Source organism: Yeosuana marina (assembly GCF_011762485.1).
Lineage (GTDB): Bacteria > Bacteroidota > Bacteroidia > Flavobacteriales > Flavobacteriaceae > Yeosuana > Yeosuana marina.
Genome location: NZ_JAAKGI010000014.1, coordinates 21,932 through 34,225 on the forward strand (window position 1 = coordinate 21,932; position 12,294 = coordinate 34,225).

The following is a 12,294-nucleotide window of genomic DNA, read 5'->3' on the forward strand; positions in this document are numbered from 1 at the left end:
ATTTTAAAGTATCTGATAAAATTTATTAAGGATATTATGGATTTTATTACAATTAAAAGTTCTCATTTGGAGTCAGATTTATTAGTTCTGAAAAGTAGATTAGAATTTGAAGGAATACCATGTTTCTTAAAAAATCAGTTTACAACTCAGGTAATGAATTATATGCCAACATTTGAGGTTGAACTGCAAGTTTCAAGTTTAGATCTAGAAAAAGCGAGAGAAATAATGGGAGAACTAGAAAACTATTAAAAAATCACTTTTCTGGTAAAACACATTCATTCGTTTTCTTTCTTAAAATAGGTTCTAATCCAAATTCTAAAGTTTGTTTCATTACTTTAGAATCATCTTTGTGACATTGCAAACAGGCACCAACCAAAAGCATCCGTTTTTGTTCTTCAACATTAAAAGGTCTAAAATCGGTTCTGGTTGAATTAACAACATCTTTGTTAACGTTTTTCAAGAATGGAATCCATGCATCTTCGGGTAAATCATCATTAGGGTTCAACGCGTATTCAGGAGTAAAAATCCAAGTTCCTTTTCCTTCATTCATATCGTAAACTAAAGAGCCCATGCCAAAACCTAAAGTAGCAGAATTGGCGTGACACGATTTACAATCTCTAACCTCTTTTGTGGTAGTATGAGGCGAATTAGGGGCATAGAGTCTGTGGAAAGAAACATCAGTATCTGGTTTACCAACAAAACTTCCTTTATCAATCGTTAAAATCATTCCGGGAATCGCTGGCTCAATACTGTTTTTTCCATCGTGTTCTCTAACCCCTAATGCTGGTTGGGACGATGAAAATTCGGCAACATATTCTTTCCATTGTCCTATTACATATGTTTTATCTAATAAATCAAAAGCTCTGGGTTCGTTGGCATCATATTGGTTGTGGCACCCAATACAACGGGACGTCCATGACGAATGGCACGCGCTACAAGTTACATTTTGATGCGCTATATCTCTTGAACAAACCTCTGATTGTGGATTTAAAGGATGTAAACTACCATCGTTTTTACTAATTAAAAAGGCATTTCCAGTAGAATCTATGTAGGTGTTCACTAATGGATGACCATCTTTTTTAGCAACTATAATCTCTTTATCAGAATGGCTATAGTCCCGATGTAAAAACACCAAAAGACTTTCAGTATCTAAGGAATCATAAGGAATGGTATTAGGCTGTTCTTTAAAATGGCAATCGCTGCATTGTAAAGCTACAGCATCCTCTTCATGAGTATAATTTTTCCCAGTCCCCATAACTTCATGAGATGAATGACAATCAATACATAATAATCCCTTGGCATGATGTACATCGTCTTCCATATGTTTATAAACGCGCTTGTCTTCTAAAACAGTGTAGTCATTATTATTGATAATATCTTCTTCGTTTAGTAAGGTTTCTTGTAAGCCTTCATAATTTGTTGAAATTCTACTAGATCTGCTATGGCAGCCAAAACAATGGGTGTTATTAACAAAAATATTAGTTGAAGGATGAAATTTTGGTAATTCCTTTTTGTTGGAAGTTAAATAAGTTTCAAAATCATTTTTAGCTTCAACCGAATAATTTAAGTGACAAGCATTACAGCCACCACCACGACTTAATTGAGTTATTTCACCATATTCTGTTTTTTCAGCACCTAAATGGCAATTGGCACATAAATCTCTTAAATGTTTATCTGCTGCAGAATTTTTTAGGTTTTTTATATGAAATTGATGATTGGGGTCATCTGCTTCACCAAAAACGAATTTATCAATAGCCACAATACCACTATTGGAAGTCATTAACGAAGAGTTAATTTTATTTAATTCTTCTACATGACATTTTCCACAAGTTTGTTTAGCATCAGAAAGGTTGCCAGGAATCAAAATCATGCCTTTGTGAGCGACTTCTTTATTCGTAGAAGTAATATTTCCTAAATGGCAACTAGAACAACCTATAAGTTCTGGATTATGATAATTTGAGTAGCCTGTTGTGTTTTGATGACACTGTAAACAAGATTCATTTTTACCTACTTTAATATCAGTATAGTTAGTTTCGGAATTAATAACAGATTTAAAAATATCGCTTTTAAATAAATATAACGCTATAAAAATCAGTAAAATAACCACTGAAAAAAGGCCAAATATGAAGTGTTTTTTTTTCATTAAATGAGTTGTTATTCAAAGTTACAACATTTTAAAATGCAAATTATTTAAAACCTACTGATACATTAATTTTTTTAGACTTGTGTAACAAATGTTACATATAAAACATTGATTTTATGACATTTATCATACTATTAAAACGCTTTTACAAATATCTTTACTGCTGTAAAAACATTTAAAGTTATGACCACTTCAAGACGAAAATTTATTAAAATTTCTGCCTTAGGTTTAGGAGGATTAGCAACAACTTCCAGTGCATTTAAAATGTTTGGTGTAAATTCCTATTTAGATGCCGCTGTTAAAGAAAACATTGCTAAAAAATTTATAAGATCTGCTACCTATTGCGAAGTATGCTTTTGGAAATGTGCTGCTTGGGCTTATACTGATGAAGAAGGCTCTATTAAAAAAATTATAGGAAATGAAGATGATACACACTGTAACGGACGCCTTTGCCCAAGAGGAACAGGTGGTGTAGGTATGTATAGTGACGAGGACAGATTAAAAACTCCATTAATTAGAACTACAATTAACGGTGAAGAAACCTATAGAGAGGCAAGTTGGGAAGAAGCCCTTGATTTAATAGCTTCAAAATTTAAAGATATTAAAGAAATGTACGGTCCTGAGTCGTTTGCATTGCTTAAACACGGTTCACCAGGAAGTCATTTAGAACATTTGTTTAAAGCCTATGGATCTGATACGATTGCAGAACCCGCGTACGCACAATGTAGAGGACCAAGGGAGACCGGATTTGGATTAACCTTTGGGTCTTGGGTAGGATCTCCCGAACCAACAGACATAAGGGATACTAAATGTTTAGTGCTTATAGGTTCTCATATTGGTGAGAATATGCATAATTCTCAAGTTCAAGAAATGTCAGACGCTATTGATAATGGAGCAACAATCATTACGGTTGATCCAAGATTATCAACAGCAGCGAGTAAATCAAAACACTGGTTAGCAATTAAACCGGCAACGGATATCGCTTTATTATTATCATGGATGCACGTCTTGATAGAAGAAGGCTTATATAATAAAAAGTATGTTGAACAATATACTTTAGGATTTGATCAATTAAAACAACATGTAAAACCATTTACACCAGAATGGGCCTATGGCATTACAACCATAAAACCAGACGAAATTAGAAAAACAGCACGTATTATGGCTGCAGCTGCACCGTCGGTAATTGTTCATCCAGGAAGACATGTAGTTTGGTATGGAGATGATTCACAACGTGAACGTGCCATAGCAATTTTAAATGGTTTGTTAGGCTCATGGGGTAACAGAGGAGGTTTTTATTTTAAAGAAAGTCTTAAAGTTCCTAAATTTCCTCATCCAGAGTATCCAGAACCAAAATGGGGTTGGGAAGAAATTGGAGAGAAATATCCGTTTGCTCAAATGGGTATTACGTCTGAAATAGTAAAAGCAACACTGAAAAGTGAAGAAAGTGACTATCCAATAAAAGCGTGGATGGTTGCAGGAACTAATTTGATAAATACCTTACCAGAACGTGAAAAAACAATACAAGCCATTAATGAAGTTGAGTTTTTAGTGGTTATTGATACCATGCCAATGGAAATTACAGGGTATGCTGATGTAGTTCTTCCAGAGTGCACGTATTTAGAGCGATACGATGGTATAAGGTCAGCAACTAACAGAACGCCTTCTATAGCCGTTAGAGTCCCTGCTGTTAAGCCTAAATACGATTCTAAACCAGCTTGGTGGATTAGTAAACAAATTGGAGAACGCTTAGGCTTAGGAGATTATTTTAATTACAATGATTTTGAAGAAGTTATTGAATGGCAGCTTAATAAATTGGGAACTTCTTTAGATGAAATGAAAAAGATAGGTGTAAAAAACTTTGAAAGAACATCTGGTCCATTATTTTTAGAAGAAGGACAAGAGTATGAATTTTATACACCAAGTGGAAAAATCGAATTCTATTCACAACAGTTGGCAAATAAAGGATTTGACCCTATGCCGGTTTATACAAGGCATCCAGAACCACCACAAGGTTTTTATAGGTTAAACTATGGAAGATCGCCTATGCATACCTTTAGTAGAACGATAAATAATCCAAATTTAAGTGATTTAAAAAGTGAAAATACGCTTTGGGTAAATCCTAAAGTGGCTAGAATACTTGGATTGAAAAAATATCAAGAAGTCTGGTTAAAAAATCAAGATGGTATTGTATCTACGTTTTCAATAAAAGTTAGAATAACAGAACGAATAAGATGGGATTCTGTATATATGTATCATGGATTTGGTCATAACGACAAAAAACTATCAAGAGCCTTTGGTAAAGGAGTAAGTGATACCGAATTAATTTCACAAACAGTTATTGATCCAATTATGGGAGGTACTGGACTTCGAGGTAATTTTGTTTCAATATTAACTGAAAACCCACATAAAACTTCAGAGATATGAGATATGCAATGGTAATAGACACTTTAAAATGTGTCGGATGTAGTGATTGCGTTGTGGCTTGTCAAACAGAAAATGACGTACCACATGGGTATTGTAGAGACTGGATTACAGAAACTGTAAATGGGTCATATCCAAGTGTAGAGTTAGAATTAAAATCAGAACGTTGCAATCATTGTGATAATGCGCCATGTGTTAGATGTTGTCCAACAGGTGCAAGCCATATTGTTGAGGGTGGTGTTGTTTTAGTAACGGCTAATGAATGTATTGGTTGCGGAGCTTGTATTGAATCTTGTCCCTACGATGCACGTTATCAGCATCCTGATGGCTATGTAGATAAATGTACATTCTGTCATCATAGATTAGAAAAAGGTCAGCTTCCAGCTTGTGTGTCTGTTTGTCCTACAAAGTGTATGTATTTTGGAGATTTAGATAATCCTAATAGCGAAGTTTCACAATTATTAAAAAACAGAAAATACAAAACGTTAGCACCTGAAGCAGGAACTAATCCTCATGTATTTTACTTAATTTAAAGTATCAATATTATGCAAGAAGAATTATTTACAAGCGGGAGACATATTCCACATATAGATCCTTCATTAGAAATATGGCATTGGCCAATTGCTGTCTATTTATTTTTAGGTGGATTAGCAGCAGGAATCTTGTTTTTTGCAGCGCTATTTTATGTTTTAGGTAAGGATAAAGACTATCCGGCAGCTGTTAAAATAACTTCTATTATTCCTCCAATCGCCTTGTCATTAGGTTTATTGGCTTTGGTTTACGATTTAACACATCCATTATTTACTTGGCAGTTATACACAACATTTAGAATTGAGTCTCCAATGTCATGGGGCGCTTGGGTATTATTAATTGTAACACCTTTATCATTTCTTTGGACATTTAGTTATTATAGAGAATCTTTTGGGAATATCGAATCTAAATTAAATCTGTTTAGACGATTTAAATTCTTGAATACATTTGAAGCGTTTGTTATTAAAAATAGAATAAATATCGCTTACGCATTAATTCCTTTATCTTTAATACTTGGTGTTTATACAGGTATTTTACTATCTGCTTTTAATGCCAGACCACTTTGGAATAATGCTATTCTTGGTCCGTTGTTTTTAACCTCTGGACTTTCAACAGGAGCTGCAGCTATCATCTTGTTATCAAAGAGCGTCCAAGAAAGACATTTATTTGGCAGAATCGACTTAGGGTTAATTATTGTTGAATTAGCTTTAATTGTTCATATGATTATGGGCTATTATGCAGGCTCTCAAGTACAATTAGAAGCGATGGAACTACTTGTAGGAGGAGATTTTACGTTAATGTTCTTTGGCTTTGTAGTTTTATTAGGGTTATTAGTACCTGCAATACTAGAATTAATAGAACTTATAGGTTATAAAGTGCCTGTTGTAGTACCAGCACTCTTGGTAATTATTGGCGGACTCATTTTTAGATTTGTCATGATAGAAGCAGGTCAGTTAACTAGATATCTTTATTAAAATTATAAATTATGAAGACAGACAACAAAACAAATAGTCATGTGTATTGGAATCCATATTTTGGTGGGTTCTTATTAGGGATTATAATCATTTTCACCTTTTATTTAACAGGAAGAGGCTTGGGAGCAAGTGGTGCTATGAAGAGTAGCGTCGTTGCAATAGTTGATGAAGTAGCTCCAACACATGCTGAAAATAATGCTTATTACAGTAAGTTTATAAGTGAAGAAGATACACCAATGAACACTTGGTTAGTTTTTGAAGCATTAGGTGTTTTAATAGGCGCATTTATATCTGGAGGATTAGCTGGTAGAATTAGATGGAGAGTTCAACATTCTCCAAAAATAACAAGTAAACGACGACTTGTTTTTGCTCTTGGCGGCGGAATAATGTTTGGACTAGGAGCTCAAATTGCTAGAGGCTGTACCAGTGGTGCAGCACTTAGTGGAATGGCAGTATTATCAACAGGCGGATTTATAACCATGTTGGCCATTTTTGGATCGGCTTATGCCTTTGCTTATTTCTTTAGAAAAAATTGGATTTAAATTAAATTAAAAAATAAAATTATGGGACCTTTAATTCCTAACGGTATAATCTCAATGGAGTGGGATAGTATCATAGCCATTTTTATTGGTATTTGTTTCGGATTCGTTTTAGAATCTTCAGGATTTTCATCATCAAGAAAACTTGCTGGTGTATTTTACGGTTACGATTTTGCCGTGTTAAAAGTATTTTTTACTGCAGCAGCAGTTTCTGTAATAGGTATTTATTATATGGACTACCTGGGCTATTTAGACGTTAGTCAGTTATATGTTCACCCTACATATTTATGGGGAGCAATAGTTGGTGGTATTATTATGGGAGTAGGCTTTGTTGCGGGTGGTTTTTGTCCAGGAACAAGTTTATGCGCAGTTGCTATAGGTAAACTAGATGCTTGGATTTATGTACTTGGAATTATGGTAGGCGTATTTATTTTTTCTGAACTATATTCATTCTTTGAACCTATTTATGATGGAGATTTTTTAGGAAATATAACCTTAATGGATTCATTTAATTGGAATCCGTATTGGATCATATTTGGTTTTTCCATTATTGCTGTTGTTGCATTTGCAGTATCAGATATGGTTAGAAAACGAGTTAAAAAAATATTTTATTAATTAAATAATAAATTAGGATGGTTAAAAAAACGGTAGCCAAGGTTTTATCTTTCAGATATAAAATTCTTGCATTAATTCTTGTTTTGCTAGCAGGCGGACTGGTTGTATTACCAAAATATCAAAAGCAGAAAGGAATTAAATCTGAGCAATTATTAAGTAATGCTATTAGTCCTGAAAGATATATATCAACAGATCAATTAGCTGATAAAATAATAAATCAGGATCCTTCATTTATATTAATTGATGTAAGAGATGAGGATAGTTATAATAACTATTCACTTCCTAATGCTTTAAATATTCCATTACAAAACTTATTAGATCAAGATTTTGAAGGCTATTTAAATCAAAATCAATTTGATGTCATATTTTATTCAAACGATAATTTTTATGCAGATCAAGCTTGGGTATTGTGTGACAGATTGGGTTATAAAAACCTTCGGGTTTTAAATGGAGGTATTAATAAATGGTTTACAACTATTATTAACCCAACAGAACCAACAGAGACAATGTCTACAGAAGAATATAAATTGTATTCAACAAGAAAAGCAGCTAGTATGTTTTTTGGAGTTATGTATCCAGATCAGATGACGGCAGAAGACTCTAATTTAAATGTTCCTGTTCCAAAAAAAGTGATTACAGTTAAAAAGAAAAAGAAAAGAGCCGCTGAAGGTGGTTGTTGATTTTAAAACGTTATAAGTTATGAAATGTCTATTATAAATTTTATTTCCATCGCTATAAAAATAGGTATGGATAATTTAAAAAGGACATTACATCTTACTTCTAAAACAATAAATTAAAAACAGATGAAAGAATTAGAAAAAGTAAAACGTATATCGATTGCTTCAACACTTTTTATACTAGCAGTAATTATAGGTGTTTTAACGTTTGAACGGCCTAAAAATATGTATGCTATAAATACCAAAGACACTTTGGAAAAATTAGTGGACAATGATTATCTAATGGCATTTAATGAAATCAATAAACCAGATATAGTGCTAATTGATGTAAGAAGCCAATATGAATACGAAAAAGGACATTTGGTAGATGCCATTAATATGCCTTCACCTGAGATTTTAAGTGAAGAGAACCAATCAATATTTATTGAGTTAAAAGATTCAAAAAAAACAGTGGTTATCTATGGTAAAACGCCAGAAGAAGCTAATATCCCTTTTTTAATGCTCTATCAATTAGGGTTTGATAATGTTAAGTTATTATCTGTAGATATTAGTTACTTGCAAAATAAGTTGGTTGCAAATACTGTAAATATTGAGAAACCTATTGCAGATATTAAAGCTTTCATAGATGAATCCATTAAAAACTCAAATTCATCTTCTACTGTTATTAAAAAAGTACAACCAGCACCAAAAAAAATAATAACGGTTAAAAAGAAAAAGAAAAAGCCGGTTGAAGGTGGGTGCTAATAGTTTTTAAAGTTATAAAAAAATGATGTTTAAATATATACAAAAGGACCTACTTTATTTGAGGTCCTTTTTTTCTTTTTGTTAAAATAATTTTTAATACCATTTCTGATGAGAAACGATAAAATTCTTCGTGAAAAATTTATAAAATATTATTCACCAATTTTTGAAGAAGAACTCATCAAGCAAATTCTTGAAATTGGTAACTTTGATAAAATTAAAGCAGGAGAACTCTTAGTTGATATTGGGGATGATTTGACCCATATCCCTTTAATTTTTGAAGGAGCTGTTAAAGTCATTAGGCAAGCAAAAGAAGGTGGAGAACTAGCCTTGTACTATTTAAAACCTGGAGACACTTGCGCTATTTCATTTATTAACTGTATAGAAACTAAGAAAAGTGTTTTTGAAGCTCTAATAGAGTCAGATTTGGAAGCTGTTTTTGTTCCTGTTGATAAGATTGATGAGTGGCTTGTAAAATACAAATCATGGAGACGTTATATCATAGATAGTTATCATTTTAGGTTGATGGGAATGTTAGAGTCTATTGATGATTTAGCATTTAAGGGTTTGCACGAACGCTTAATTAAATACTTGGTAGAAAAAGCTAATCGATCTAATAAAAAAACGATACAAATTACACATCAAGAAATTGCAAATGATCTGAATACATCAAGAGTTGTGATTACCAGAATCATGAAACAATTACAAGATGAGGGAAAAATTATCTCGACAAGAAATAAAATAAAGGTCTTAAGGTTGGATTAAGTAAAGATTTTAGCTCAGTTCTTTGTTGTGCTTTTGTTATTTTTTAATTTCTTTTTCAATTAATGTAATCGTTAATTCAACATTTTTCAATATTTGAATCAGTTGGTCTTTTAGTAAATTATTATTAAAGGATGCTAGGGTAAATCCATTTTTTATTGCCTTATTTTTCAAAGCAATTACAACATCTTCTTCGGATAATTCTATTTCTATATTGGGATTAGCCCAAACTTTAATGCCATCTTCATAATTTATTATTTCAGAATATGGACTATATAAATAAAGAGTATAATCATCATACATATGCTGTCTAACCTCAAATAATTCATCGTATGAAGCATTAATTTCAAGAAGTGAGTTTCTAATATTCGCGTTCTTAATTATTGATACATTCCCCGAATTAACCAATTCTTTAAATGCAATATTTCTTGGATTATGAGCTTCCCAATAGAGTACATTTGTCCAATTGAAATAATAATCAGATAGCTTTTTTATTTTTAATCCGTTGTAATAGCTTACCATTAATTCTGCAGAGGCAACCTTACTTTTTCTTCTCAATTATGTTATTTAACCCAACTTTATCATTTTTTAAGTCTTGAAGAATATTTTCAAGAATTATTAGCTCTTGTTGTCTATTTTTATTTGTTTCGTTCCAATTATTAATTTGTAGTGCAATTAAAATTCCTATTACTACAAGAATTATTTCTCCAATTGCATAAAGCAAATATTTGCTGAATTTATTTTCAGTCAGCAATCCTTGTCTGATTTTTCTAAAGAATGTTATCATTGGTTAGTGGTTGGTTAATATGAAGCACAACATCAGAATATATAAACTAGTAGTTATATTCTAATATAAATAAACTCAAATATACATAAATGCTTACAAATACAATTTGATTATAAGTAAAAACCCAGAGAAATATTTCTCTGGGTTTTATTAGTTGTAAACTGTTTATAAAAGTTTGTGTTGTTTAAAACAACAGCCGTCCATTCATTTTATTTATTAAATGTATAAGTAATACCAACCATAACTAAATCAGTAGTCATATCATAACTTACAGAACTTGGGATAGCTCCAAGAGGATTTGTGTCTGCATTCCATGATCCACCCATAACATCTGGAGTTGGATTCAACATTGTCCCTTTAGTTTTGCCATCACTTATACCATGATGATATACAGCATCAAAACTAAAGCTGTCGTTAATAGGATAACTAAATCCAAATTGGAAGGCATGTGCAATTACTGCTGTAGCTGGCATAGAGAAGAATGTTAAATTTTCATCTTCATTAATTGGATTGCTACTATAGGTATACCCAACTCTTAGTGGCAATTTATCAATGCCTTTATATTGTAAACCTGTTGATATAATGCTTATACTTTTCCATCCAAAACCATTTACTGCACCTGTTGGGAATCCATTATCTGCAACTTCCCAACCTGATTTTTCAAATCCTTCGGCATTTTCATAATCAACATAACGATAATCTAAAGCAAAATCGAAATTTGTTTTAGAATATCCTATACCAATAGAATATACAGCAGGATAATTCATAGTAAATTTAGCTTCAGGAGCTTTGCTACCATCTAAATATTTACTATCAAATTTCATGTCTCCAAAATATTGTTCAGTTTTGTAAGATGCTCCAATTTTAAATCCACTCTGGGTATCATAAAACATACCAATTTGAGCACCAAAACCAATTGATCCAGCTCTGTCACTTGTTGGATATCCTTTTCCTGTAAAATCAGGTCTTGCTAATGGATTTGGACCTATCTTTAACGCTCCATAATTTATGGTAGGTTCAACTCCAATTGAAAATTTTTCAGAAACTTGATATGCCCAAGTAAAACCAACTTGCAATAACATATAATCTGAATATAGGTTACCAAAACCGCCTGCAAATTGTGGAAAATTAATAGGGTTTGTAGGTTCGTTTGGATTAAAATTTGGATTTGGGTTTCCTAGTAAATCTTGTGGGTAATTCAAATCTTCAGCAAAATCTACACCAAATCCACTAATACCAAATGCAGAAACTCCAAAAGTGTGCTTGCTTCCTTCTTTTCCCCAAACCATGGCTAAGGCTGGCATAGGAGAAAGACCTTTGTCGTCCTCTGCAGAACCTGTAAATGGACCAAATGTTGAATATAATTTTGGTGACCCAGAAAATAAGCCAATATCGAATTTTAAGATTTTTTCGTTAAAAACTGAAATTGAAGCAGGATTCCATTGTAATGCACCTGAAATATCCAAGGGTTGTGCTGTTGAAGCTCCACCCATTGACATGTTAACTGCTCCAACACCTTGCATAATGTGTCCTGTTTGTGAAAATGCTACAGCAGAAAAGCTTAGAAAAAATAATTTTAAATAAAATGATTTCATGATTAGAAAATTTATAAAAACATATTTAAAAATTTGAGCCATTTTTTGAGGCTAAAAGATTCAATATGATTTTTTGTTAATAAAGTTTATGCAAATTTACGCTTGTAAATTTTATATTTGTATGACATTTGTCATTCTTTTATTGCTAAGTATATGTAAATATTCCTGATTTAAAAATGGGATTTTATAATAGAAACTATACTGTTTTTATCTACAACTCCAGATTGCCTCCAAAGTTGCTTGCCATTTTTAAAAAGAATCATCGTTGGGACTCCTTTTACTTGGTATTTTGAGGATAACATTTGATTTTTATCAACATCAATTTTTATAATTTTTTGTCGTCACCAAGTTCTTTTTTTACATCTTTTAAAATAGGAGCAAGTGTTTTGCAAGGGCCACACCAATCTGCAAAAAAATCAACAAGAACGAGATTGTTAGAGTTAACAATAGTATTAAATGATTGTTTCATGATTTAATATTTAAATTAAAATTTATAAAAAAAGTTA

General features: G+C 32.1%; 13 protein-coding genes and 1 pseudogene. 9 read left to right on the forward strand and 5 right to left on the reverse strand.

Annotated elements, in window-relative coordinates:
* The first annotated feature begins 66 nt into the window (after window positions 1-66).
* The gene (locus G5V56_RS11705; protein ID WP_166965196.1) at window positions 67-249 is read left to right on the forward strand and encodes a putative signal transducing protein; all 183 of its coding nucleotides are present in this window, start codon (window positions 67-69) and stop codon (window positions 247-249) included.
* Window positions 250-253: 4 nt separating this feature from the next.
* Here the strand turns inward: G5V56_RS11705 and G5V56_RS11710 are convergent, their stop codons facing one another.
* Entirely contained in the window at window positions 254-2,143 is a 1,890-nt protein-coding gene (locus G5V56_RS11710; protein WP_166965198.1) for a hypothetical protein, read from the reverse strand.
* 183 nt (window positions 2,144-2,326) lie between these two features.
* Here G5V56_RS11710 and G5V56_RS11715 point away from each other — a divergent pair, with 183 nt between their 5' ends.
* The 8 genes from G5V56_RS11715 (at window position 2,327) to G5V56_RS11750 (ending at window position 9,409) form a co-directional block, all read left to right on the forward strand.
* Window positions 2,327-4,570, forward strand: coding sequence for a molybdopterin-containing oxidoreductase family protein (locus tag G5V56_RS11715; RefSeq protein WP_166965200.1), 2,244 nt, complete (start codon window positions 2,327-2,329; stop codon window positions 4,568-4,570).
* Entirely contained in the window at window positions 4,567-5,100 is a 534-nt protein-coding gene (locus G5V56_RS11720) for a 4Fe-4S dicluster domain-containing protein (protein ID WP_166965202.1), read from the forward strand. Before G5V56_RS11715 ends, G5V56_RS11720 begins: the two co-directional genes overlap by 4 nt.
* Window positions 5,101-5,112: 12 nt before the next feature.
* The gene (gene nrfD, locus G5V56_RS11725; protein WP_166965204.1) at window positions 5,113-6,072 is read left to right on the forward strand and encodes an NrfD/PsrC family molybdoenzyme membrane anchor subunit; all 960 of its coding nucleotides are present in this window, start codon (window positions 5,113-5,115) and stop codon (window positions 6,070-6,072) included.
* A gap of 11 nt (window positions 6,073-6,083) precedes the next feature.
* Window positions 6,084-6,614 (forward strand): YeeE/YedE thiosulfate transporter family protein, encoded by a 531-nt coding sequence (locus tag G5V56_RS11730; RefSeq protein ID WP_166965206.1) that lies wholly within the window; start codon window positions 6,084-6,086, stop codon window positions 6,612-6,614.
* A 21-nt stretch (window positions 6,615-6,635) separates the two neighbouring features.
* Entirely contained in the window at window positions 6,636-7,226 is a 591-nt protein-coding gene (locus G5V56_RS11735; RefSeq protein ID WP_166965208.1) for a YeeE/YedE thiosulfate transporter family protein, read from the forward strand.
* A 17-nt stretch (window positions 7,227-7,243) separates the two neighbouring features.
* Window positions 7,244-7,906: a rhodanese-like domain-containing protein gene (locus G5V56_RS11740; protein WP_166965210.1), complete on the forward strand. Its 663-nt coding sequence runs from the start codon at window positions 7,244-7,246 to the stop codon at window positions 7,904-7,906.
* A 123-nt stretch (window positions 7,907-8,029) separates the two neighbouring features.
* Window positions 8,030-8,647 (forward strand): rhodanese-like domain-containing protein, encoded by a 618-nt coding sequence (locus G5V56_RS11745; RefSeq protein ID WP_166965212.1) that lies wholly within the window; start codon window positions 8,030-8,032, stop codon window positions 8,645-8,647.
* 108 nt (window positions 8,648-8,755) lie between these two features.
* The gene (locus tag G5V56_RS11750) at window positions 8,756-9,409 is read left to right on the forward strand and encodes a Crp/Fnr family transcriptional regulator (protein ID WP_166965214.1); all 654 of its coding nucleotides are present in this window, start codon (window positions 8,756-8,758) and stop codon (window positions 9,407-9,409) included.
* Window positions 9,410-9,445: 36 nt separating this feature from the next.
* Here the strand turns inward: G5V56_RS11750 and G5V56_RS11755 are convergent, their stop codons facing one another.
* From G5V56_RS11755 to trxA, 4 genes and pseudogenes are all read right to left on the reverse strand, one after another.
* Window positions 9,446-9,964, reverse strand: a complete 519-nt coding sequence (locus tag G5V56_RS11755; RefSeq protein WP_166965216.1) for a hypothetical protein — start codon at window positions 9,962-9,964, stop codon at window positions 9,446-9,448.
* Window positions 9,948-10,193: a DUF6090 family protein gene (locus G5V56_RS11760; RefSeq protein ID WP_166965133.1), complete on the reverse strand. Its 246-nt coding sequence runs from the start codon at window positions 10,191-10,193 to the stop codon at window positions 9,948-9,950. Before G5V56_RS11760 ends, G5V56_RS11755 begins: the two co-directional genes overlap by 17 nt.
* A gap of 209 nt (window positions 10,194-10,402) precedes the next feature.
* A complete protein-coding gene (locus tag G5V56_RS11765) occupies window positions 10,403-11,788 on the reverse strand; it encodes an OmpP1/FadL family transporter (protein ID WP_166965218.1) in 1,386 nt (461 codons plus the stop codon).
* 170 nt (window positions 11,789-11,958) lie between these two features.
* Window positions 11,959-12,257 (reverse strand): annotated as a pseudogene (gene trxA / locus G5V56_RS11770) (thioredoxin).
* Window positions 12,258-12,294 lie beyond the last annotated feature (37 nt).

Coding starts and splice junctions, on each gene's coding strand:
- G5V56_RS11750 (WP_166965214.1), top strand. CDS start 8,756: ATGAGAAACGATAAAATTCTTCGTGAAAAATTTATAAAATATTATTCA.
- G5V56_RS11760 (WP_166965133.1), bottom strand. CDS start 10,193: ATGATAACATTCTTTAGAAAAATCAGACAAGGATTGCTGACTGAAAAT.
- G5V56_RS11730 (WP_166965206.1), top strand. CDS start 6,084: ATGAAGACAGACAACAAAACAAATAGTCATGTGTATTGGAATCCATAT.
- G5V56_RS11765 (WP_166965218.1), bottom strand. CDS start 11,788: ATGAAATCATTTTATTTAAAATTATTTTTTCTAAGCTTTTCTGCTGTA.
- G5V56_RS11745 (WP_166965212.1), top strand. CDS start 8,030: ATGAAAGAATTAGAAAAAGTAAAACGTATATCGATTGCTTCAACACTT.
- G5V56_RS11740 (WP_166965210.1), top strand. CDS start 7,244: ATGGTTAAAAAAACGGTAGCCAAGGTTTTATCTTTCAGATATAAAATT.
- G5V56_RS11720 (WP_166965202.1), top strand. CDS start 4,567: ATGAGATATGCAATGGTAATAGACACTTTAAAATGTGTCGGATGTAGT.
- G5V56_RS11715 (WP_166965200.1), top strand. CDS start 2,327: ATGACCACTTCAAGACGAAAATTTATTAAAATTTCTGCCTTAGGTTTA.
- nrfD (WP_166965204.1), top strand. CDS start 5,113: ATGCAAGAAGAATTATTTACAAGCGGGAGACATATTCCACATATAGAT.
- G5V56_RS11710 (WP_166965198.1), bottom strand. CDS start 2,143: ATGAAAAAAAAACACTTCATATTTGGCCTTTTTTCAGTGGTTATTTTA.
- G5V56_RS11735 (WP_166965208.1), top strand. CDS start 6,636: ATGGGACCTTTAATTCCTAACGGTATAATCTCAATGGAGTGGGATAGT.